The sequence below is a fragment of the Kosakonia sp. genome, assembly GCF_032104925.1.
Lineage (GTDB): Bacteria > Pseudomonadota > Gammaproteobacteria > Enterobacterales > Enterobacteriaceae > Kosakonia.
Genome location: NZ_DAMCGF010000008.1, coordinates 160,323 through 182,275, shown reverse-complemented (window position 1 = coordinate 182,275; position 21,953 = coordinate 160,323). Strand labels below are relative to the sequence as shown.

At 54.9% G+C, this 21,953-nt stretch carries 19 protein-coding genes and 1 riboswitch; of the genes, 10 read left to right on the top strand and 9 right to left on the bottom strand.

The window, feature by feature from the left end; all coding sequences use genetic code 11:
• The 5 genes from RT644_RS17060 to RT644_RS17040 form a co-directional block, all read right to left on the bottom strand.
• Nucleotides 1-933 (bottom strand): phosphatidate cytidylyltransferase, encoded by a 933-nt coding sequence (locus RT644_RS17060; RefSeq protein ID WP_045511668.1) that lies wholly within the window; start codon nt 931-933, stop codon nt 1-3.
• On the bottom strand, nt 926-1,582 hold the full coding sequence (locus tag RT644_RS17055; RefSeq protein WP_313627350.1) for a lysophospholipid acyltransferase family protein: 657 nt from the start codon (nt 1,580-1,582) through the stop codon (nt 926-928). Before RT644_RS17055 ends, RT644_RS17060 begins: the two co-directional genes overlap by 8 nt.
• Entirely contained in the window at nt 1,579-2,241 is a 663-nt protein-coding gene (locus RT644_RS17050; protein ID WP_269232664.1) for a CDP-alcohol phosphatidyltransferase family protein, read from the bottom strand. Before RT644_RS17050 ends, RT644_RS17055 begins: the two co-directional genes overlap by 4 nt.
• Before the next feature lie 58 nt (nt 2,242-2,299).
• Nucleotides 2,300-3,124 (bottom strand): glyoxylate bypass operon transcriptional repressor IclR, encoded by an 825-nt coding sequence (gene iclR / locus RT644_RS17045; RefSeq protein WP_020456083.1) that lies wholly within the window; start codon nt 3,122-3,124, stop codon nt 2,300-2,302.
• A 123-nt stretch (nt 3,125-3,247) separates the two neighbouring features.
• Nucleotides 3,248-3,910 carry a hypothetical protein gene (locus RT644_RS17040; RefSeq protein ID WP_313627349.1) on the bottom strand — a complete coding sequence of 221 codons (663 nt, stop codon included), beginning with the start codon at nt 3,908-3,910 and terminating at the stop codon, nt 3,248-3,250.
• Between the two features lie 243 nt (nt 3,911-4,153).
• On the opposite strand from RT644_RS17040, the gene metH reads away from it, so the two are divergent.
• From metH to rluF, 5 genes are all read left to right on the top strand, one after another.
• The gene (metH, locus tag RT644_RS17035) at nt 4,154-7,840 is read left to right on the top strand and encodes a methionine synthase (protein ID WP_313627348.1); all 3,687 of its coding nucleotides are present in this window, start codon (nt 4,154-4,156) and stop codon (nt 7,838-7,840) included.
• Between the two features lie 229 nt (nt 7,841-8,069).
• The gene (locus tag RT644_RS17030; RefSeq protein ID WP_240528424.1) at nt 8,070-8,879 is read left to right on the top strand and encodes a hypothetical protein; all 810 of its coding nucleotides are present in this window, start codon (nt 8,070-8,072) and stop codon (nt 8,877-8,879) included.
• Nucleotides 8,863-9,330 (top strand): hypothetical protein, encoded by a 468-nt coding sequence (locus RT644_RS17025; RefSeq protein WP_269232661.1) that lies wholly within the window; start codon nt 8,863-8,865, stop codon nt 9,328-9,330. The genes RT644_RS17030 and RT644_RS17025 overlap by 17 nt, the downstream gene beginning before the upstream one ends.
• Nucleotides 9,331-9,501: 171 nt before the next feature.
• Nucleotides 9,502-11,133, top strand: a complete 1,632-nt coding sequence (locus RT644_RS17020) for a Na/Pi cotransporter family protein (RefSeq protein WP_020456088.1) — start codon at nt 9,502-9,504, stop codon at nt 11,131-11,133.
• A gap of 137 nt (nt 11,134-11,270) precedes the next feature.
• Entirely contained in the window at nt 11,271-12,134 is an 864-nt protein-coding gene (gene rluF, locus RT644_RS17015) for a 23S rRNA pseudouridine(2604) synthase RluF (RefSeq protein WP_045511681.1), read from the top strand.
• Here the strand turns inward: rluF and RT644_RS17010 are convergent, their stop codons facing one another.
• Nucleotides 12,135-12,407, bottom strand: a complete 273-nt coding sequence (locus RT644_RS17010) for a DUF3811 domain-containing protein (protein WP_017459411.1) — start codon at nt 12,405-12,407, stop codon at nt 12,135-12,137.
• Between the two features lie 247 nt (nt 12,408-12,654).
• Here RT644_RS17010 and RT644_RS17005 point away from each other — a divergent pair, with 247 nt between their 5' ends.
• Together RT644_RS17005 and RT644_RS17000 are read left to right on the top strand one after the other, a co-directional pair.
• The gene (locus tag RT644_RS17005; protein WP_249880457.1) at nt 12,655-12,966 is read left to right on the top strand and encodes a type II toxin-antitoxin system HigB family toxin; all 312 of its coding nucleotides are present in this window, start codon (nt 12,655-12,657) and stop codon (nt 12,964-12,966) included.
• Nucleotides 12,963-13,397 (top strand): helix-turn-helix domain-containing protein, encoded by a 435-nt coding sequence (locus tag RT644_RS17000; protein WP_313627347.1) that lies wholly within the window; start codon nt 12,963-12,965, stop codon nt 13,395-13,397. Before RT644_RS17005 ends, RT644_RS17000 begins: the two co-directional genes overlap by 4 nt.
• 36 nt (nt 13,398-13,433) lie before the next feature.
• Here the strand turns inward: RT644_RS17000 and panS are convergent, their stop codons facing one another.
• Both panS and rtcR read right to left on the bottom strand, forming a co-directional pair.
• On the bottom strand, nt 13,434-14,375 hold the full coding sequence (gene panS, locus RT644_RS16995) for a ketopantoate/pantoate/pantothenate transporter PanS (RefSeq protein WP_313627346.1): 942 nt from the start codon (nt 14,373-14,375) through the stop codon (nt 13,434-13,436).
• A 253-nt stretch (nt 14,376-14,628) separates the two neighbouring features.
• Nucleotides 14,629-16,215, bottom strand: coding sequence for an RNA repair transcriptional activator RtcR (gene rtcR, locus RT644_RS16990; protein WP_313627345.1), 1,587 nt, complete (start codon nt 16,213-16,215; stop codon nt 14,629-14,631).
• A 469-nt stretch (nt 16,216-16,684) separates the two neighbouring features.
• On the opposite strand from rtcR, the gene RT644_RS16985 reads away from it, so the two are divergent.
• The 3 genes from RT644_RS16985 to RT644_RS16975 are packed head-to-tail and all read left to right on the top strand — an operon-like array spanning nt 16,685 to nt 19,843.
• The gene (locus RT644_RS16985; protein WP_313627344.1) at nt 16,685-17,827 is read left to right on the top strand and encodes a slipin family protein; all 1,143 of its coding nucleotides are present in this window, start codon (nt 16,685-16,687) and stop codon (nt 17,825-17,827) included.
• Nucleotides 17,817-19,043, top strand: coding sequence for an RtcB family protein (locus tag RT644_RS16980; protein ID WP_313627354.1), 1,227 nt, complete (start codon nt 17,817-17,819; stop codon nt 19,041-19,043). The genes RT644_RS16985 and RT644_RS16980 overlap by 11 nt, the downstream gene beginning before the upstream one ends.
• A gap of 14 nt (nt 19,044-19,057) precedes the next feature.
• Nucleotides 19,058-19,843 (top strand): nucleotidyltransferase domain-containing protein, encoded by a 786-nt coding sequence (locus tag RT644_RS16975; protein WP_313627343.1) that lies wholly within the window; start codon nt 19,058-19,060, stop codon nt 19,841-19,843.
• Nucleotides 19,844-19,899: 56 nt separating this feature from the next.
• Here RT644_RS16975 and lysC read toward each other — a convergent pair whose 3' ends face one another.
• Nucleotides 19,900-21,249 (bottom strand): lysine-sensitive aspartokinase 3, encoded by a 1,350-nt coding sequence (lysC, locus tag RT644_RS16970; protein ID WP_045511697.1) that lies wholly within the window; start codon nt 21,247-21,249, stop codon nt 19,900-19,902.
• A 91-nt stretch (nt 21,250-21,340) separates the two neighbouring features.
• Nucleotides 21,341-21,566, bottom strand: a riboswitch (Lysine riboswitch).
• Nucleotides 21,567-21,953 lie beyond the last annotated feature (387 nt).

Here is a 21,953-nt window from a genome sequence, read left to right as displayed (position 1 = left end):
TCAGGTGAAGTAATATCTCACCACATGGAAGAAGATCGGGGCGGCAAAGCAGAGAGAATCAATCCTGTCCATCATGCCGCCGTGCCCTTCGAGCATTGCACCGAAATCCTTCACGCCGCGATCGCGTTTAATCGCCGACATACACAAACCGCCGAGGAAGCCGAGCAGCGTAATCAGCAGGGAAATAACAAAAGCCTGCCACGGGTTAAACGGTGTGATCCACCACAGCCCCGCGCCGACCAGACTGGCGCTGAGAATACCGCCCACAAATCCTTCTACCGTTTTGTTCGGGCTGAGTTTCGGCACAATAGGGCGCTTGCCGCACAGCTTACCGAAGACGTATTGCAGCACGTCGGAAATCTGCACAACAATCATCATAAACAGCACCAGCTTGATATTTTCACCACTGTAGCCCGGAATGGACAACATCAGCAGCGCAGGCGCATGGCTAACACAGTAGACCGCCATCATCAGGCTCCACTGGATTTTTGCGCTGCGTTCAAGAAAGTGCTGTGTATCACCCGCGATAGCCACTCGTGCCGGAATAAACAAGAAGGCGTAGACCGGGATAAAAATCACAAACACCGAATACCACTGGATGCCAACCAGCACGTATTGCACCGGAAGAATGATAAAGAAACACCAAAACAGTGCTTCATGATCGCCCCGGCGAGTGGGCATTAGAGTGATACATTCGCGTAGCGCGAAGAACGACATCAACGCAAACAGCACAACTGAACCGATGGGGCCAACCAGCATGGCGATGACTGAAACGGTACACATCAACCACCAGGCGCGGATCCGCGCGTTAAGGTTAGCTATCGTGGCGTTTTGATAGCGGCGCGATAGCAAAAAACCAATAACACTGGCGACGGTCAGCAGACCGAAAAGCCCGCTCAGTAGCAGGCGCAGATCGGAATCGACATTAATCATGGGCAAGTGCCTCCAGCGCACACCTGGCGCGGTCTAAAAATTCCTTTTTCGTTTCGTCGTCCGTAACCGCTGGCAATGGCTCGCCAAACGTTGCCGTGCAGATAATCGGCACCACCAGACGTGAACCTTTCGGCAGCACACGATTCATATTTTCCAGCCACACCGGGATCAGCTGCACTGCTGGCAGGCGCTGTGTTAAGTGATAAAGCCCGCTTTTAAAACTGGCGACTTCATCACCGAAGCCGCGCGTACCTTCAGGAAAGAAGATCAACGAATGGCCTTGTTCCAGCTTTTCCATCAGCGGTTGTAGCGGATCGCGCTGCTTTACCGTCTCTTTGGCGGCTGAAGCCGGGCTACTCCGTTCAACCAGAATGGCGTTAAAAATGCGCGTAGCAAGGTAGCGACGAAGCGCTGTTTTGTTCCAGTAATCCGCCGCGGCGACCGGATGTACGCTATTGCGCAACGCACGTGGAAAGCTCGCCCAAATAACCAGACCATCGAGGTGGCTGCTATGGTTGGCGTAATAAATGGTGGCGCGATCCGGCTGTGGCAAGGTGCGCCAAAAAGCTTTCACTCCGGTTAACAGGCGGCAAAGCATAACGAAAAAGGCTCTGACAATGGTCTTATCGACAGAAAAATGCAGCTTCATGATGCCTTCTCCTGCTTCAATGTAGAGATGATTCGACGGGTACGGCGAACTGTCGTCCAGGCTGCACCAAGGGCAATTAACGCCAGTGTGCAGAGCAGCAGCAGCTCCCCCCACTGCGGCAGGATGATGGCGATAACCGTCGCAGCAGTCAGCAGCGCCATTCGGTGTTGTTTGGCCATTGGGCCGCTAAATTGTTGCGCCAGGCCGCAGGTGCCGCCAAGCAAGCGTACATAAGCGGTAAAAAGCGCAAATAAAGACGCCGCCCAGCCCAGCTCAACCCCTCCAGTCACTTGCACCAGACCGTAGCCAGCGCCAAGGAACAGTACGCTGTCAGAAATGCGATCCGGTAGTTCGTTAAAGACAGCACCCGCCGGGCTGCGCAGACCGCCCTCTACGGCTACCATGCCATCGAGCAAATTACAGATAAGCCGCCCCTGAATACCGACAATAGCTAATAGCAGCAGGCCGCGTTGCAGCAGCGTACTGTCACTGTGCCAGACGGTAAGAAAACAGAGACCAGCGAGAAGTGCAAAAAAAATACTGAATACGGAAATGGTGTTGGGCGTGTAGCCTTTTTGGCGCAGGTAACGGGCAGCCGAAGCCGCCCAGGCGGAATTGCGCGTCTTTACTGGACGGCGATCGTGAACATCCTTGGTCATATATGTCATTCCGGTGAGTGGATAAAAATTGGACGTCCACTATATAACCTTTTGGAAGTTAACGCATTCCCCCGTACGCCAGCGTCACTTCTTTCGCGCCACGGATCACCATCGCGCCCAGCTCGGTCACGCGGTCATCGGTGATGCGTGAGATAGGCCCGGAGATGGAAATCGCGGCGAAGGGTTCGCCGTGTTCGTCAAAAATGCACGCCGCTACGCAGCGCAGCCCCAGCGCGTGCTCTTCGTCGTCAAAGGAGTAGCCGCGTTTACGCGTCTGGGCGAGATCTTCTTTCAGGTGTACCGGCGATACCAGCGTGGCATGGGTGTACGCATGCAGCCCCTGGCGGTGCAGCAAGCTGCCAACCTGCTCATCGCTCAGGCGCGACAAAAACGCTTTTCCCGCGCCGGAAGCATGCATCGGCAGTTTGCCGCCAATCGGCGCGGACATGCGCATTAACTGCGTACACTGCACCTGATCGATAATGATGGCCTGATGGTCGCTCTTATCCAGCACCGCGAGATTCACGGTTTCGCCGGACTCTTCCATTAAGTTGCGCAGAATGGGGTGAACAATCGCCATCAGATTGCGGCTTTGCAGGAAACTGCTGCCGACGATAAACGCATGCGCGCCTACCGACCAGTGGCCCAGCTCGCCCACCTGGCGAACGAATCCTAGCTGTTGCATGGTGGTGAGTAAGCGATGGGTGGTCGAATTGGGCAAACCGGCCTGTTGCGCCAGTTCGGTAAGGGCGACGCTGCCATGAGACTCGGCAATCCATTCCAGCAGTTTCAGGCCGCGGGTCAGTGACTGGACTTGCCCGCCCGCCGGAGCGGCCGGGGCTGTGGCTTTTCTGCCTCGTTTAGCGGGAACGGAAGTGGCCATGACTGGCTCCTTTTTCTGTATCGTGGAAATCATTTTCGTTTTGATTGAGTATAACGCAACTCCCTGGCAGACTGATCGGATGAGTTCGCGCAAAACAGAACGAAAATACCGGATACAGCTTCTTTATTGGCGCACGTGTTTCGCCAACTGCGTATGTTGAGCACAAAGCGCAATGGTTCGCCTTACCTGGCTCAGTGGATGCTCCGGAAACATCTCATCATATTGACGATCGTCGCTCGGCAGGCAACGCAGCTCACTTTCCCGCAATTTGGCGAAGAGCGCGTCGGCAGAGTCGAGAAGTTCGGGTTCGTCGGTAGTGGGCGGTATGTTGCCCTGCTTAAGTTGTAAATCCATTACCACCGCTTCGCGAAAGCCGGTGTTCCCTTTTTCTACCGCTTCAGCATTGATCTGGAAAAGGCCTTGTTTTACAGGGAGCCAGATAATCGCGACAAAATACATCCCGAGTGAACCCGGTGTGGGATCGCGATATTTAAACGTGCCCTGCAACGCCGCCATTCCCTGAATATCGAGCGCCGTTAGCTCCAGTAATGCGCCGCCAATCTTTGCTGTTTCTTGCTGCCAATACTGTGTGGCGGCGGCAATATCATGCAATGCAAAAGGCCACTGCACAGGGGCGTGGAGCTGAAGGCGCACCGCGCTTTGTTCCGGTGTGGACCATGCCATGCTGGTGTCACCGCTTTCATACAATTGCCACCCGGCAATGTTGAGTTGCAGGTCGGTGAGGCGAGGTTTCTTATGGCCAAAAAGAGACGTCAAAAACGACATAATAGGTTCCGTAAGTAGGTGTGCCTGTAAGAGGGCAGAAGGTTTCAGCATACATCGGCAATCTGGCCTGAAAACTTGAACCGTCATCGCACTGAAAAGGTTATGGGCTGGTACAGCCATCAGGCTTACGGGCATTACGTGAGCATCTCTCATGTTCACCCCGCGTCGCTTTTCCGCTCTGCCACTTTATGCCAGTATGTCCTGCTGGCCTTTTGGCCTGGTTGAGCATTGTCGGGAGCACGTGTGAGCAGCAAAGTTGAGCAACTGAAGCAGCAGTTAAGCAAAAGAATTCTGGTTCTGGATGGGGGCATGGGCACCATGATCCAGAGCTATCGTCTGAGTGAGCAGGATTTTCGCGGCGAGCGTTTCGCCGACTGGCCCTGCGATCTTAAAGGCAATAACGACTTGCTGGTGCTCAGCAAGCCGGAGGTGATAAGCGCGATCCATGATGCCTACTTTGCGGCGGGCGCGGATATCATCGAAACCAACACCTTTAACTCAACGACAATCGCCATGGCGGATTACCAGATGGAATCCCTGTCGGCGGAAATCAACTTCGCTGCTGCCAAACTGGCGCGTGCCAGCGCCGACAAATGGACGGCGCAAACGCCGAATAAACCGCGTTATGTTGCGGGTGTGCTCGGACCGACTAACCGCACTGCCTCAATCTCACCGGACGTTAACGACCCGGCGTTTCGCAATATCACTTTCGATCAGCTGGTCACCGCTTATCGCGAATCCACCAAAGCGCTGGTGGAAGGGGGATCGGATCTGATCCTGATCGAAACCGTGTTTGATACGCTTAACGCCAAAGCGGCGATCTTTGCAGTAAAAGCGGAGTTTGACGCGCTGGGCGTTGAGCTGCCGATCATGATTTCCGGCACCATTACCGACGCCTCCGGGCGTACGCTCTCCGGCCAGACCACCGAAGCGTTTTACAACTCTCTGCGCCACGCCGATGCGCTCACCTTCGGCCTGAACTGCGCGCTGGGGCCGGATGAACTGCGCCAGTATGTGCAGGAACTTTCCCGTATCGCCGAATGCTATGTCACCGCGCACCCGAACGCCGGCCTGCCCAACGCCTTTGGTGAATATGATCTCGATGCCGACACCATGGCGGTGCAAATCGGCGAGTGGGCGCAAGCCGGTTTTCTGAACATTGTCGGCGGCTGCTGCGGTACCACACCAGAGCATATCGCCGCCATGAGCCGCGCGGTCGAAGGCGTGCCGCCGCGTCAGCTACCGGAGGTGCCGGTTGCTTGCCGTCTTGCGGGTCTGGAGCCGCTCAACATTGGTGACGACAGCCTGTTTGTGAACGTTGGCGAACGTACCAACGTCACCGGTTCCGCCAAATTTAAACGCCTGATCAAAGAAGAGAAATACGCCGAAGCGCTGGACGTGGCCCGCCAGCAGGTGGAAAACGGCGCGCAGATCATCGACATCAATATGGATGAAGGGATGCTCGACGCCGAAGCGGCGATGGTGCGTTTCCTCAACCTGATTGCCGGTGAGCCGGACATTGCCCGCGTGCCGATCATGATCGACTCCTCGAAATGGGAGGTGATCGAAAAAGGGCTGAAATGTATCCAGGGTAAGGGCATCGTTAACTCGATTTCGATGAAAGAGGGCGTTGAGCCATTTATTCACCACGCAAAACTGGTGCGTCGTTATGGCGCCGCCGTGGTGGTAATGGCCTTTGACGAAATCGGTCAGGCGGATACGCGCGCGCGGAAAATCGAAATTTGCCGTCGCGCCTATAAAATTCTGACCGAAGAGGTGGGTTTCCCGCCGGAAGACATTATCTTCGATCCGAACATCTTCGCCGTAGCAACGGGTATTGAAGAGCACAACAACTACGCGCAGGACTTTATCGGCGCGTGTGAAGATATCAAACGTGAACTGCCGCATGCGCTGATTTCCGGCGGTGTTTCCAACGTTTCGTTCTCGTTTCGCGGCAACGACCCGGTGCGTGAAGCGATCCATGCCGTGTTCCTGTATTACGCCATTCGTAACGGCATGGACATGGGCATCGTCAACGCCGGACAACTGGCGATTTACGATGATTTGCCTGCCGAGCTGCGCGACGGCGTTGAGGATGTGATCCTTAACCGCCGCGATGATGCGACCGAGCGCATGCTGGATCTGGCGGAAAAATACCGCGGCAGCAAAGCCGCCGATGAAGGGGCGAACGCGCAGCAGGCGGAGTGGCGCAACTGGGATGTGAAAAAACGTCTCGAATATTCACTGGTAAAAGGCATCACCGAATTTATCGAGTTCGATACCGAAGAGGCGCGTCAGCAGGCCGCTCGCCCGATCGAGGTGATCGAAGGGCCGTTAATGGACGGCATGAACGTGGTGGGCGATCTGTTCGGCGAGGGCAAAATGTTCCTGCCGCAGGTGGTGAAATCCGCCCGCGTGATGAAACAGGCCGTGGCGTATCTGGAACCGTATATCGAAGCCAGCAAAGAGAAGGGCAGCAGCAACGGCAAAATGGTGATCGCCACTGTGAAAGGCGATGTCCACGACATCGGCAAAAATATCGTGGGCGTCGTGCTGCAATGCAACAACTACGAAATTATCGACCTCGGCGTGATGGTGCCCGCCGATAAAATCCTGAAAACTGCCCGCGAAGAGAAGGCTGACCTGATTGGTCTTTCCGGATTGATTACGCCGTCGCTCGACGAAATGGTCAACGTGGCGAAAGAGATGGAACGCCAGGGGTTCACCATTCCGCTGCTGATTGGCGGTGCGACCACATCGAAAGCGCACACGGCGGTGAAAATCGAACAGAACTACAGTGGGCCGACGGTGTATGTGCAAAACGCCTCGCGTACCGTAGGTGTGGTGTCTGCTCTGCTTTCGGATACGCAGCACGATGAGTTTGTTGCCCGTACCCGCAAAGAGTATGAAACCGTACGTATCCAGCATGCGCGGAAAAAACCGCGTACGCCGCCAGTCACGTTGCAGGCCGCACGGGAGAACGATCTCGCGTTTGACTGGGAAAGTTATACTCCGCCGGTCGCGCATCGCCTGGGCGTGCAGGAAGTGACTGCCAGCATCGAGACACTGCGCAATTACATCGACTGGACACCATTCTTTATGACCTGGTCGCTGGCCGGGAAATATCCGCGCATCCTTGAAGATGAGGTGGTGGGGGAAGAGGCGAAACGTCTATTTGCCGATGCCAACGAGATGCTCGATAAACTGAGCGCGGAAAAGCTGCTCAACCCGCGCGGCGTGGTCGGGCTTTTCCCGGCTAATCGCGTTGGCGATGATGTCGAAATCTACCGTGACGAAACCCGCACGCAGATACTGACAGTAGGTTGCCATCTGCGCCAGCAAACGGAAAAAGTCGGTTTTGCGAACTACTGCCTGGCGGATTTTGTCGCCCCCAAACAGAGCGGCAAAGCGGACTACATTGGCGCATTCGCAGTGACGGGCGGTCTTGAAGAGGACGCGTTAGCACAAGCGTATGACGCCGCGCACGATGATTACAATAAAATCATGGTGAAAGCGGTGGCCGATCGCCTGGCGGAAGCCTTTGCGGAATACCTGCATGAGCGGGTGCGCAAAGTGTACTGGGGCTACGCGCCGAACGAAAACCTCAGCAACGATGAGTTGATCCGCGAAAATTATCAGGGCATTCGCCCGGCACCGGGCTATCCGGCTTGTCCGGAGCACACGGAAAAAGGCACCATCTGGCAGTTGCTGGACGTTGAAAAACATACCGGGATGAAACTGACCGAATCCTACGCGATGTGGCCAGGGGCATCGGTTTCCGGCTGGTATTTCAGCCACCCGGACAGTAAATATTTCGCGGTAGCGCAGATTCAGCGTGACCAGGTGGAAGATTACGCGCGGCGTAAAGGCATGTCGGTGGCGGAAATTGAGCGCTGGCTGGCGTCTAATTTAGGTTACGACGCGGATTAATCACAACAGGGCATTTTTTTAAATGCCCTGGTTTTTCACCATTTCATTTTCGCGAAACTATCGTGAAGCAAACATAATACAGATTGAAACTAAGAACATTCTTAAAAATGGATATTTTCTTAGACCCTTCTTCCCCTTCATGCGTATGATGGAGGCGGACTACACGGCAAGATTGCTTCCTCTTTTGCGGTTCATTTAATTGTCATAAATTTAACTTAGGTATTATGAAATGGATATTTATGATATAAGAAAAAGAAATCTTTTGCCGAAGGATTACGAGAATATCCTGGCGCCAGATATCGCAAAGAATATTATTAAAAAGGAATATTTCATCGAGAATAGCCCGAATAATATTTTGGGCAGTATCGATGGTTATACGATTAAGCGGCATCACGGTTTTAAATATGGCTTACCGCACGACCCGCTTGGTCATCAAAAAGAAAAACATATTGATAGCCTGGTGGATAAAGGCGTGGTGGTGGTTGTGCGCCCGAACGTCAGCACGCGTAACCGCTTCTATTACCCGTTCTTTATCGCGGAAAACGCCGAACTGTTTTGCGTCCAAGACTTGTCGTTTAACGCGGTGTTTATCAGAACCATTTTGAACGGATTTAAAGACAGTGTGGCGATGCATGGTCGACCCGCCCCGACCCGAAGTACCTTTGTACCGGTGACCCCGGAGTTTGGCCCAGGTTACTGGAAAACCAGCGAAACAGACTTCCACGGCGTCAAAAATGCCGCAGTAATGATGCTCAACCGGGCGACCAGTATGGGCGATCAAGGGCGCGTATTTGGCTCCGACGGTAAAGATTATATGAACACCTCGCGAGACAAAATTCAGCTATGGACACCAATACCGGAGAGCGTCTCGTCGGATACCCGAGAAATCCTCTATAATCGCTCGGTGATCCGGCGTTATGGTGAAAAGCGTACCGTTTATCAGAAATACCTTGAGGGTGATGATGCCTGGACGCAATCGGGGAAATCATGGCAATGGATTCCAGGCGTAAGGGATGAAGATTATGAATTTAAGAAATAAGATTTTTGCTTTTTGGGGTATTATGGACGTGCTGGCGCTGGCCAGTTATTTGTTTTTTTCGCTGCAAGGCGGTAACGTTCCTTTTTATTCCGATATTAGCGGTTTTTATACCAATTATTCACAGTTGGGTGTGAATGGATTGATGGGCGTAATTATCCAGGCGATGTTCTTTATTAATATCGCGCTGATTATCTCGCTGGTTTTTTCTGCCTGGTCTTTTTTCGTTAAAAAAGACATCCAGACTATTTTCTTTATCGTGCAGGAAATAGCCCGCGTGTTGTCGCTAAAATGCTCAGTGGCGTTGATTCCACTGTTTATGCATTTTGCCGGTTTTACCGCTGCGTGGGGGGCGATTTTGCTGTTTGTCCTCTCGGAAGTGCTCAAAATTGCTTCGGTTGTGTGGGCTAAACGCCAGGGCAACCCGCAAACGGCGCCTGCTGTTTCCCGCTAACCGATAAACCCTCGCTTCTGTCACAAAACCGTCATTTTTGTTTACAACTCTCAGGGGGCTTAACCGGCACCCTGCGCTTTTCTTCGCATTGACGCCTTATACTTACTTCATAATGTTGACGTTATCTTCCCGGTAACGAGCAACGCATAACGATAAGGAGAACCTGATTCTGTGCTGACTTTGCTTCATCTGCTTTCTGCCGTGGCTCTGCTGGTGTGGGGCACACATATTGTACGTACCGGTGTGATGCGCGTTTTTGGCGCCCGTTTGCGTACCGTTCTTAGCCGTAGCGTCGAAAGGAAACCGCTCGCCTTCTGCGCGGGTATCGGCGTGACTGCGCTGGTGCAGAGCAGTAACGCCACCACCATGCTGGTGACCTCGTTTGTCGCCCAGGATTTAGTGGCGCTCACCCCGGCGCTGGTGATTGTGCTGGGCGCAGATGTCGGGACAGCACTGATGGCGCGCATTCTGACGTTCGATCTCTCCTGGTTATCACCGCTGTTGATTTTTCTTGGCGTCATTTTCTTCCTCGGGCGTAAACAGACGCGCGAAGGCCAGCTTGGGCGCGTCAGCATCGGCCTTGGGTTGATTCTTCTGGCGCTGGAGCTGATTGTGCAGGCGGTTACGCCGATCACCCAGGCCAATGGCGTGCAGGTGATTTTCGCCTCGCTGACCGGCGATATTATGCTTGATGCGTTGATTGGCGCGGTGTTCGCCATTATCAGTTACTCCAGCCTGGCGGCGGTGCTGCTGACAGCAACGCTGGTGACAGCGGGGATTATCTCTTTCCCGGTGGCGCTATGTCTGGTGATTGGTGCCAACCTCGGTTCCGGCCTGCTGGCGATGCTCAATAACAGCGCAGCTAACGCTGCCGCCCGTCGCGTGGCGCTTGGCAGTTTGCTGTTCAAGCTGGTGGGCAGCCTGATTATCCTGCCGTTTGTGCATGTGCTTGCCACGTCAATGCAGAAACTTCCCTTGCCGGAAGCGGAACTGGTGATCTATTTCCATGTGTTCTACAACCTGATCCGCTGCCTGGCGATGGTGCCGTTCGCCGGGCCAATGGCGCAGTTTTGTAAGCGGATCATTCGTGAAGAGCCAGAGCTGGATACACGCCTTAAGCCAAAGCACCTCGACAGTTCCGCACTCGATACGCCAACGCTGGCGTTGGCCAATGCTGCACGGGAAACCTTGCGCATGGGCGATGCGATGGAGTTGATGCTCGAAGGGTTGCATAAAATCATGCACGGTCAGCCTCGTCAGGAGAAGGAGCTGCGCAAGCAAGCCGATGACATCAACGTGCTGTACACCGCAATTAAGCTCTATCTGGCTCGTATGCCGAAAGAGGAGCTGGCGGAAGAGGAGTCGAAACGCTGGGCGGAGATTATCGAGATGTCGCTGAACCTTGAGCAGGCCTCCGATATTGTCGAGCGCATGGGCAGCGAAATCGCCGACAAATCGCTGGCCGCGCGGCGCGCTTTCTCTGTTGAAGGCTTGCAGGAACTCGATGCGCTGCATGAACGGCTGGTGGGAAATCTGAAGCTGGCGATGTCGGTATTTTTCTCCAGTGACGTGACCAGCGCCCGGCGTTTACGTCGCAGCAAACACCGTTTTCGCATTATGAACCGCCGTTATTCGCATGCGCACGTTGACCGCCTGCATCAACAAAACGTGCAAAGTATTGAAACCAGCTCGCTGCACCTCGGTTTGCTGGGCGATATGAAACGTCTTAACTCCCTGTTCTGCTCGGTAGCCTACAGCGTGCTGGAGCAGCCGGATGAAGACGACGAGCGCGACGACGCTTAACCCATACCGTGCCTGCGGGCACGGTAGCTAAAACCCACACTTTTACTGCGTAACTGCACAAATTTGATTTGGCGCGGCGAAAATCCGGTTTTCTCTCCCGGCGAAGCCAGTTATATTCCGCTTTTACAGGAGAATTTATGCTGCCAACCCAATCAACACGTTTAAACAAATACATCAGCGAAAGCGGAATTTGCTCACGCCGCGAGGCTGACCGTTATATTGAGCAAGGCAATGTCTTTATTAATGGCAAACGCGCCGGGATCGGCGATCAGGTGGTTGCCGGAGACGTTGTGAAAGTGAACGGTCAACTTATCGAGCCGAGAAACGACGAAGATCTGGTGTTTATCGCGTTGAATAAACCCGTTGGTATTGTCAGTACCACCGAAGATGGCGAAAAAGACAATATTGTTGATTTCGTTAATCACAGCAGCCGTATCTTCCCCATCGGCCGTCTGGACAAAGATTCGCAGGGGCTGATTTTCCTCACTAATCACGGCGATTTAGTGAACAAAATCCTGCGCGCCGGTAACGATCACGAGAAAGAGTATCTGGTGACCGTCAATAAGCCCGTCACTGACGAATTTGTGCAGGGTATGAGCGCGGGCGTGCCGATCCTCGGCACCAAAACCAAAAAGTGCAAGGTAAAAAGGGAAGCGCCATTTACCTTCCGCATTACGCTGGTTCAGGGGCTGAACCGCCAAATCCGCCGCATGTGTGAATACTTTGGCTATGAAGTCACCAAACTTGAACGCACGCGCATTATGAACGTCAGTCTCACTGGCTTGCCGCCGGGGGAGTGGCGTGATCTGACCGACGACGAGCTGATTGCGCTGTTTAAGCTGATTGAGAACTCATCGTCAGAAGCGAAGCCGAAAGCAAAAGCGAAACCGCAGGCAGCGAAAAAGCCCGCAGTAAAAGTGGCGAAGCCCGAAGAGAAAAGCCGGGCGAAACCGGCGGGGAAACGCTTTACCCAGCCGGGCAGGAAAAAGAAAGGGCGCTAGTTAGCGCTTGCCACGCGTTGAGGTGTTTGCCGACCAGGAAAATGTGGCATTCTCATCCGGTTTATAAGCCTGCTGTTTCTTCATCTGGCGGGCTTTTTTCGCTGCCGCTTCGCGCTGCGCCATCAGTTTATCGATGTACTCCTTCTTCACATGATTAGCTTCAGCGTTGCTGAGCGGGCGTCCGTGCGCGATACGGGCGCGATCCAGCAGCGTTTTCAGCTCCCGCTGTTCACTCTCCGTCATCTCTTTTTGCGTCAGTCTGGTCAGGGCCATAAAGCGTTCTCCTTGGGAAGTGCATCGAGTCTACGCGATGTAAAGGGGCATGTCTGCGTGGTGATGCATAAACCCCGGAAGGCGCTTCGCAGATTTGTTTTTGAGCGGGTGACTTTCCTGTACTGCCCTGTAGGGTGACGCACTTACGGTAAGAGGTTTAAGTCGGTAAACACGGCTAATGTTTCCATCTTGTCAACACATTCAAGAGCAGTTATGATGTTTCCATAATGGAACGTGTGAGGGAGCGATGCACGTTATATCAAGGAGGCCGTTCGATAACGCGGCTAAAGATTTTCCAAACCACACGCTTGCGCTGGACGCGGTTTACAAAATCCTGAAAAGCACTGTTTACCAGAATCCAGACGCGTTGCGAGAAGAGTTCCCAAGCCTGGACAAGATGAAATACAGGGATAAATGGTGGGTTATCAATGTCGGTGGCAACCATTTGAGGGTGCTGTTTTTCGCAGACTTTGAATCAGCAAAAATATTTGTCAAACATATCGTGACCCATGCCGAATATGACAAATTGATAAGACATTATCGGGAGACCAAAGAATGATTGAGGATGCGATCAAGGCTGCTGACGAGCTGGTGAAACTGGTGCCTTTTTTGGGAAATAACCCCGGCAAAGAGGAGTATGAGCACGCGCTGGAGATGGTTGGACGGTTGCTCATGCATGCGCCGGATAGCTCCCTGGTCGCGCTGCTTACCGCAAAAATAGAGCACTATGAAAATAACGACCCGGAGCTGGCGGCGTTTAACGCGCGTATCGCGGCACTGCCACGCGGTGTTGCCGCTTTACGGGTTTTGATGGATCAGCACGGATTAAATCAGTCTTCGTTTCGGGATGAAATCGGCCAGCGCTCCCTGGTGAGCCGCATTCTTAATGGCGAACGCAATCTGACTGTCGACCATATCCGAGCGCTGGCGAAACGCTTTAATGTGTCGACCGACGTATTTATTGAGCCAGCCCATCACATCGCGGGGTGAGTGAAATGGCTGTGGCGGCAGCCATTTCTTGTAAAGTTAACCCTCTTTCACCGCTTCCGTTTTACGCCCGTCGACCGGTTTGCCCGACCAGTAGCCTGCCAGCAGCGAACCGGAAAGGTTGTGCCACACGGAGAACAGTGCGCCAGGCAGCGCGGCGAGCGGTGAGAAGTAGATTTTACCCAACGCCGCAGCGAGGCCGGAGTTCTGCATACCCACTTCAATCGCCAGCGTGCGGCAAGTGGATTCATCAAAGCCGAACAGACGACCGCCCCAGTAGCCACCGAGCAGACCAATGCTGTTGTGCAGGATCACCGCGACAATCACCACCAGGCCAACAGAGGCGATGTAGTTCGCGGAACCGGCGACCACGGCGCTAATGATCGCCAGAATACAGACCATGGAAAACGCGGGCAGCCAGGGCTCCAGCGCGTTAACCACGCGCGGGAACAGGTGGTGCACAACCAGCCCCAACGCAATCGGGATCACCACAATTTGCAGGATGCTTAACAGCATGCCCATCACATCGACCTGAATATGCGCATCGACATACAGACGCGTCAGCAGCGGCGTGGCGACAACGCCCACCAGCGTAGAAACCGAAGAGATGGTGACCGACAGCGCGACATCACCTTTCGCCAGATAAATCATCACGTTTGATGCCGTTCCACTGGCGACACTACCGACCAGTACCATCCCGGCGGAGAGATCCGGCGGCATCTTAAAAATCAGCGCCAGTAGCCATGCCGCCAGCGGCATCACCAGGTAGTGCACGAAAATACCGGCGGCAACCGGAGCCGGGCGTGACAGGACGCGTTTGAAGTCATCAATTTTTAAGTGCACGCCCATGCCAAACATAATCAGCATCAGCAGCGTGGCGACCCACGGGCCAATGGCGATAAACGTTGGCGGGAAATAATAGGCGAATACCGAGAGCAGCAGCGCCCATAACGGGAACAGCCGCGTGAAAGTTGCGAGCATGTGGGGATTCCTTGCGATTGTTGTGTTGTGTTTTTATTACCCTTCACTCTTCAGGCTACAGGTGCGCTGGCGAAGCCAATAGCGTCCGTAATTTCTGCGCCGGTAACCCGGCAACCTCACCGGATAAGCGCTGTTCGCAACTGGACCTGCAACCCGAATGAATGAGGGTATTTAAGGAGGGGATCGAGCCCGACCATTGGTATTGTTTATCGCTCTAAGGAATATTATTCAAACAAATTATGATGAAGATCTTTTATGTTGCGCCGCGTACGCTTTCCCAGCTCAGTCCGAAGCGGGCCAGGTATTTGCGCAGGCGATCCGCATCATTCGGGTTGGCCTTTTTCTGCCGGGAAATGGCGAACAATTCACGTCCTGCTTCTGAAAGCGTCTGGCTGCGCCGGCAGACGGCAATCACCGTTTCTAACTGGCGTTGATCGAACAGATCCAGCTTGCTGATATCCACCGGCAGGTCAGGCAATGCTGATTCCCCACGCCAGTGATGCGCTAAACGCTGCACCTCCTCTTCGACTAACGCGTCGTTAATCCGCCCCTGTTCCGCCAGCGTTGCCATTCGCGCGACTGACGTGCTCAGTTCGCGAAAGTTGCCGCGCCACGCCGCGTGGGGAGAACAGGCGAAGTCCAGATAGCGCTCGCGTGCGCCCTTATCAAAGCGGATTTGCGTCTGCTGCTGCTGTGAAAAACGCTGGAGTTCATACTCAATGTTCGGGGCGATATCTTCCCGCCGCTCCGCCAGACCCGGCAGCGCGAACGTCCACATATTGATACGCGCAAAGAGATCTTCCCTGAAACGTCCTTCCGCCACCCACTGCTGCATATTCCGGTGCGTACCCGCAATCAGTTGAAAATCACTGTGCACTTCTTTATCGGAGCCAAAGGGGAAAAAAGTCTTCTCTTCAATCGCTTTCAGCAGCATCGCCTGCTCATCCAGCCCCAGCTCGGCAATCTCATCGAGGAACAGCACGCCGCCATCGGCTTCGCGCAGTAGGCCGGTACGCGCCTGTTGTGCGCCGGTGAATGCACCTTTCACATGGCCAAATAGTGTCGACATGGCATTATCACCGCGCAGCGTGGCGCAGTTCACCGCCACCAGACGCCCCTGCACCAGATGTCGGGACTGGCGTAACTGAAAGATGCGTTTTGCCAGGAACGATTTTCCCGCACCGGTTGGCCCGGTCAGCAGAATGGGCGCAGCCGAGCGCAGCGATACGCGTTCGATTTGCTCGATTAAGCGGTTAAAGGTGGCATTACGCGTATCAATGCCGGATTTCAGAAACGACACCGACTGCTGCTGTTCGCGCTGAAAACGGCTGGTCAGCGTGGCGTAACGGCTTAAATCCAGATCGATAACCGAACAGACGCCGGCAGCTATTGCTTCGTCAGCAGCGCCTTTCGCCGCCGGGCCGGTCTGCAACAGGCTGGCGGGCAGATAACGGGCCTCGGTCAGCAGGAACCAGCAGATCTGCGCGACGTGCGTCCCGGTGGTGATATGCACCAGGTACTCTTCATTTTCCGTATCGAACGGGTAACGGGTAGCGAAATCGAGAAACGCGGCATACACCTCTTCAAAATCCCACGGATCTTTAATCATCACCGCATGTTTGCGTACCTCGGTATGTGGCGAGACGAGGGCAATGTCCTCCGCCGTCTGTTGCGCCAGCCCTTCATCGCGCGGCTGGTGCAGCAGCTCAAGCCTGTCGACAGGAAAATCCGTTTGCTGGCACAACCCTACGGTGGGCCGCCATTTGCGAAAGCGGTTTTGCCGTTTACCACGTTTATCCAGCACCGTTCCCAGTACACCAATCACCACCCGACGCTTCATGCTTATCCCACAAGATAAAAACCGATATTTAAAGATAGAAAATAATCATCGCTGCCGCAATGCCAGTAAACCATGTGAAAAATAAAAGTATTATTTTTCAGTTGGATAAAAAATTTATTTGCTTTTTCGGATTCTGGCACGCTTCTGGCAATAACTATTACGTCAGCACGCTGAGGTAGCAGGGGGTACGCACCCCGCCGGCGCACCAGGAACGGCACGAGACGTTTTCCGGGGGGCGTTCCGTCAGTGGAAAGACACTTGCGAAAAGTCGGTTCTTTTTCGGGTTCGAATCCCGGATTCGCCACCTTATCTGTGGAGATAAACAGGCAGTATCCCGGTAGTCGGGCTGTTGACGATTACCCCCAACGACCGCCGGTAACGGCGCCGGACGGCAGGCAAAACGTTGTTTCCCCTGCGGTTTCGCCCCTGCATCCGCGGTCGTTAAGGCTAACTATTTAAGGAGATCGTTATGACCAACAAAATCACAATACGTAAAGGTCAATTAGGTTTACTGGCAAAAGAGGGTGACTACATCCAGGTTCTGGAAACTGGTGAGCACCGCCTGCCGTGGTTCAACAAACCCGACGTGCTGGTAGTGAATACCGATGGCAGCGAAGTGGCTGCCGGTCTGGCGGAGTATTTGCGCCGCTTCCAGCCGCAGTGGGTGGAGCGTTACTGCCTGGTGGCCGATATGGCAGATAACGAGGCCGGTGCGCTTTATCTCAACGGCATGCTGCTGGAGATCCTGCCGCCTTCAACGCGCCGTCTTTACTGGCAAGCGGATGACGCGCTGAAACTGGTACGCATCGATACCCGTGACGTACGGGTTCCCACGGATATCCTTAACGCCGTGGCGCAACCCAAACGCAGCGTGGCGGTAAAAGGTCGCGACGCGATCCTGGCGGTGCAGGTTCCGGCCTGGCACGCGGGCGTTTTAAAAGTCGATGGCGTGACGCAGGCGCTGTTACCGGCGGGATTGAGCGGCTACTGGAAAGTAAACCATCTGGTGGAAGCCGAAGTGGTGGACTTACGCCTGCAAGTGCTGGAAGTGAGCGGCCAGGAGATCCTGACCAAAGATAAAGTCACCTTACGGCTGAACCTGGCGGCGAACTGGCGTTACACCGATGTATTAAGCGCCTTTGCCCAACTGAGCAAACCGCTGGATCACCTCTACCGCGAATTGCAGTTTGCCCTGCGTGAAGCGGTGGGCACGCGCACGCTGGATGAGTTGCTGGAAGATAAGCAGGTAATCGATGAGTTAGTGAGCGTGCAGGTGGCAAATCGCATGGCGGCATTTGGTATTGAAGTGGCGTCGCTCGGGGTGAAAGACATCATCCTGCCGGGTGAGATGAAAACGATCCTGTCGCGCTTAGTGGAAGCGGAGAAATCAGCGCAGGCCAATGTTATCCGCCGTCGTGAAGAGACCGCAGCGACCCGTTCGTTGCTGAACACGGCAAAAGTGATGGAGAGCAACCCGGTGGCGTTGCGACTTAAAGAGTTAGAAACGCTGGAGCGTGTGGCGGAGCGCATCGATAAGATCTCGGTCTTCGGTGGCCTCGACCAGGTATTGCACGGCCTTGTTAACATCAAAGGAAGCCATGATGCAGCATAACGACTATCAACTGCTGGCGCAGGAGAACAGCGCGCCGGTGAAAATGTGGACGCACGGCGTGCCGGTGGAACCCGAAGCGCGTGAGCAGTTGCTGAACACGGCAAAAATGCCGTTTATCTTCAAACACCTGGCCGTGATGCCGGATGTCCATCTGGGGAAAGGTTCAACCATCGGCAGCGTTATCCCGACTAAAGGGGCGATTATCCCGGCGGCGGTTGGCGTGGATATCGGCTGCGGCATGATTGCCGTGCGCACCTCGCTGCTGGCGGCGGATCTGCCGGATAACCTCGGCGGGCTGCGCAGCGCCATTGAGCAGGCGGTGCCGCACGGACGTTCGGTGAACCGGTCGAAACGTGATAAAGGCGCGTGGGAAAACCCGCCGCAAGAGGTGGATAGCCACTGGGCGTTGCTTGCGCCGCGCTTTAAGCGCCTGACGGATAAATACCCGCGCTTGTTGCAAACCAACAACCATCAACATTTGGGAACGTTGGGAACCGGTAACCACTTTATCGAAGTGTGTCTGGATGAGCAGCAACGCGTGTGGGTGATGTTGCACAGCGGCTCGCGCGGCGTGGGTAACGCCATCGGTAACGTGTTTATCACGCTCGCGCAGCAGGATATGCAGCAGCATATCGCCAATTTGCCGGACCGAAACCTGGCCTACTTCCGGGAAGGCAGCAAGCACTACGACGACTATCTGGAAGCGGTCGAGTGGGCGCAGGATTTCGCCCGCCATAACCGTGAAGTGATGATGTCGCGTGTACTGGCGGCGCTGTCGCGCATTGTGACCAAACCGTTTATCACCCGGCAGGAAGCGGTGAATTGCCACCATAACTATGTGCAAAAAGAGACGCACTTTGGTGAAGAGGTGCTGGTGACGCGTAAAGGCGCGGTTTCCGCGCAAAAAGGGCAGATGGGGATTATTCCCGGCTCGATGGGAGCGAAAAGTTTTATCGTGCGTGGGCTGGGAAATGAAGAGAGCTTCTGCTCATGCAGCCACGGAGCAGGGCGCACCATGAGCCGTACAGCGGCCAAAAAACGCTTCACCGTGGAAGATCAAATACGCGCCACTGCGCATGTAGAGTGCCGTAAAGACAGCGAGGTGATCGATGAGATCCCGATGGCTTACAAAGATATCGACGCGGTGATGGCCGCGCAGGACTCGCTGGTGGAAGTGGTACATACCCTGCGGCAGGTGGTGTGTGTGAAAGGATAAGAAGGAGAGTAATCATGGAACCTTTAGGGGTCGATGTCGCCATGCGTGGGCGCGTGCGGCAGGTGTTACACGATGTAGAACACACCTACGGCGTGAAAGTACTCTACGCCTGCGAATCCGGTAGCCGCGGCTGGGGTTTCGCTTCGCCGGACAGCGATTACGATGTGCGCTTTCTGTATGTGCATCAACCGGACTGGTATCTGCGCGTCGAGCCGCAGCGTGATGTGATAGAACTGCCGATAGACGATGAGCTGGACGTTTGCGGGTGGGAGTGGCGCAAAGCGCTGGGGTTGCTGAAAAGCGCTAACCCGGCCTTAATCGAATGGTTAGATTCCCCGATCGTTTACCAGCAGGATGACGCCACGCTCGCCGCGTTGCGCGTGCAGGTGCCGCACTGGTTTTCGCCGGTCAGAGCGCGCTGGCACTACTATTCGATGGCGAAAAAGAACTTTCGCGGCTATTTGCAGGGTGAACAGGTACGGCTGAAAAAGTACTTTTACGTGCTGCGTCCGCTGCTGGCAGTGCGCTGGATAGAAGCGGGTAAAGGCATGCCGCCAATGCGTTTCGCTTCGTTGCTTGCAGGCAGCGATCTCGACGCGCCATTACGGGCGGAAATTGATGAACTGCTGGCGTTAAAGCAACGGGCAGGCGAAGCGCAATACGGTGCGCAACGGCCGCTGCTACATGCGTTTATCGGCGATGAGCTGGCGCGCGGCGAAATCGCAGATGCGCTGCCGGAAAGCCGCAGTGGCAAAGTCAGCGATCTCGACGCGTTGCTGTACCAGACGGTGATGGCATAAGAAAAAAGCCCGGTGATTCGCCGGGCTTTTTGCTCTTATCCGCAAACGGGGAGGAATTACTCAAACAAATTATGATGCAGTTTTTGCACCACTTGCTCGGCCTCTTTTCCGGGTACAAGGAAGCAGAGGTTATGGCTGGATGCGCCATAGCAAATCATGCGGATATTAAACGGGTCCAGCACGCCAAACACCTCTTTACCCACGCCGCAGGCTTTCGACAAATCGTTGCCGATAATCGCCACCAGCGCTAAATCTTCTTCCACTTCCACCCGGCACAAAGAGGAAAGCTCGGTCAGCAGTGCCTGGGTTAATAAGGTGTCGCCGGTTGACGTTGAACCGGTGGTGTCCAGCGTCAGCGCCACGCTCACTTCCGAGGTGGTGATCAAATCAACCGAGATATTGTGACGCGCCAGGATGCCAAACACTTCGGCAAGAAAACCGCGTGAGTGCAGCATGTTCAGGCTGTGCAGCGTGAGCAGGGTCTGCTTGCGGCGCAGCGCCAGTGCGCGGAACAGCGGCGGGTTGCTGGTGTTGTTGCACACCAGCGTGCCACCGGCTTTCGGATCTCTGCTGGAGCCGACAAAAACCGGAATGTCGCTGCGTACTGCGGGCAACAGCGTGGCGGGGTGCAGCACTTTCGCGCCAAAAGTCGCCATCTCTGCCGCTTCTTCAAAGGCGATCTCATCAATGCGTTTCGCGGCGGGCACCACGCGCGGGTCGGTGGTGTAAATGCCCGGAACATCGGTCCAGATATCCACGCGTGAAGCGTGCAGCGCTTCGCCCAGCAGCGCGGCGGTATAATCGCTGCCGCCGCGACCGAGCGTAGTGGTACGGCCTTTGGCTTCGCTACCGATAAAGCCCTGGGTGATCACCAGCCCTTCATTCAGACGCGGCGCGAGTTGCTGCCCGGCAAGTTCCGCCAGTGCGGCGACATCCGGTTCAGCGCGGCCAAAACGGTCGCTGGTGCGCATCACTTTGCGTACATCAAACCACTGTGCCTGTACGTTGCGTTCGCGCAGCACTTCCACAAACAGCAGTGTCGACATCAGCTCGCCATGACTGACCAGTTCGTCGGTCAGCGCGGTGGATGTCGCCAGCGATGCGGCTTCGGCAAGCGTGGTGATATTTTCCAGCAGGCGCTCGATCTCTTCGCGGATCACCGCCGGGTTCGCCAGGCGTTCCAGAATATCGAACTGAATTTTGCGGATAGCGTCGAGCTTGACGAAACGCTCGCTGGCTTCCAGCCCTTCGGCCAGCGCAACCAGCAGATTGGTTACCCCTGCGGAAGCGGAAAGCACCACCAGACGGACGCTGGTATCGGAAAGCACCACGTCCGCACTGCGGTTCATGGCATCAAAATCGGCAACGCTGGTGCCGCCAAATTTGGCGACAACGAAACTAGTCATAACAACCTCGTGTCAGGGGATTCTCTATTCAGCCATGGCACAAGGAAAGAGCGAAAAACGGGGTGGGCGCAGAGCGATAAACAGCTACGATTTCCCCAGAAGTGCTCCACCTTGTCTGCCCGCTTTCTGTAACGTCTGCGGACATGAAACGTTCGACTGCGAACGCTTCTGGTGACAACCCAGGGGATTCAGCCCCTGTAGCCGATAACGCACGCTGCCAGGCGTTTTGTTATCTCGGCGTTACTCCCCCTCAGGTGTTTTCATCAGCCTGGCGCTTCGAACACCGTGTGCCTGGGTAACGCGCCTCTTCTGGCAATGTTTACCTTCGCCTTTCACGCCGCAGCGGTGTTGGCTGCCTTCACTTACCCCGGTCACTTACTTGTGTAAGCTCCCGGGGATGCGCTCAGTTGCCGCCTTGCTGCAACGTGAAATGCTTTGGTAAGGATTACCTTCGCCTTCACGCCGCATCGGTGCTGGCTGCTTTCACTTACCCCGTCACTGACTTATGTAAGTTCCCGGGGATGTGCTCAGTTGCCGCCTTGCTGCAACGTGAAATGCTTTGGTAAGGATTACCTTCGCCTTCACGCCGCATCGGTGCTGGCTGCTTTCACTTACCCCGTCACTGACTTATGTAAGTTCCCGGGGATGTGCTCAGTTGCCGCCTTGCTGCAACGTGAAATGCTTTGGTAAGGATTACCTTCGCC

What these genes read in the sequence shown, in the direction of transcription:
- RT644_RS17050 (WP_269232664.1), bottom strand. Translation starts at nt 2,241, where the DNA reads ATGACCAAGGATGTTCACGATCGCCGTCCAGTAAAGACGCGCAATTCC.
- RT644_RS17060 (WP_045511668.1), bottom strand. Translation starts at nt 933, where the DNA reads ATGATTAATGTCGATTCCGATCTGCGCCTGCTACTGAGCGGGCTTTTC.
- RT644_RS17040 (WP_313627349.1), bottom strand. Translation starts at nt 3,910, where the DNA reads ATGTCGTTTTTGACGTCTCTTTTTGGCCATAAGAAACCTCGCCTCACC.
- RT644_RS17025 (WP_269232661.1), top strand. Translation starts at nt 8,863, where the DNA reads ATGAATTTAAGAAATAAGATTTTTGCTTTTTGGGGTATTATGGACGTG.
- rluF (WP_045511681.1), top strand. Translation starts at nt 11,271, where the DNA reads ATGCTGCCAACCCAATCAACACGTTTAAACAAATACATCAGCGAAAGC.
- iclR (WP_020456083.1), bottom strand. Translation starts at nt 3,124, where the DNA reads ATGGCCACTTCCGTTCCCGCTAAACGAGGCAGAAAAGCCACAGCCCCG.
- RT644_RS16975 (WP_313627343.1), top strand. Translation starts at nt 19,058, where the DNA reads ATGGAACCTTTAGGGGTCGATGTCGCCATGCGTGGGCGCGTGCGGCAG.
- RT644_RS16985 (WP_313627344.1), top strand. Translation starts at nt 16,685, where the DNA reads ATGACCAACAAAATCACAATACGTAAAGGTCAATTAGGTTTACTGGCA.
- RT644_RS16980 (WP_313627354.1), top strand. Translation starts at nt 17,817, where the DNA reads ATGCAGCATAACGACTATCAACTGCTGGCGCAGGAGAACAGCGCGCCG.
- rtcR (WP_313627345.1), bottom strand. Translation starts at nt 16,215, where the DNA reads ATGAAGCGTCGGGTGGTGATTGGTGTACTGGGAACGGTGCTGGATAAA.
- lysC (WP_045511697.1), bottom strand. Translation starts at nt 21,249, where the DNA reads ATGACTAGTTTCGTTGTCGCCAAATTTGGCGGCACCAGCGTTGCCGAT.
- RT644_RS17000 (WP_313627347.1), top strand. Translation starts at nt 12,963, where the DNA reads ATGATTGAGGATGCGATCAAGGCTGCTGACGAGCTGGTGAAACTGGTG.
- RT644_RS17030 (WP_240528424.1), top strand. Translation starts at nt 8,070, where the DNA reads ATGGATATTTATGATATAAGAAAAAGAAATCTTTTGCCGAAGGATTAC.
- RT644_RS17055 (WP_313627350.1), bottom strand. Translation starts at nt 1,582, where the DNA reads ATGAAGCTGCATTTTTCTGTCGATAAGACCATTGTCAGAGCCTTTTTC.
- RT644_RS17010 (WP_017459411.1), bottom strand. Translation starts at nt 12,407, where the DNA reads ATGGCCCTGACCAGACTGACGCAAAAAGAGATGACGGAGAGTGAACAG.
- RT644_RS17005 (WP_249880457.1), top strand. Translation starts at nt 12,655, where the DNA reads ATGCACGTTATATCAAGGAGGCCGTTCGATAACGCGGCTAAAGATTTT.
- panS (WP_313627346.1), bottom strand. Translation starts at nt 14,375, where the DNA reads ATGCTCGCAACTTTCACGCGGCTGTTCCCGTTATGGGCGCTGCTGCTC.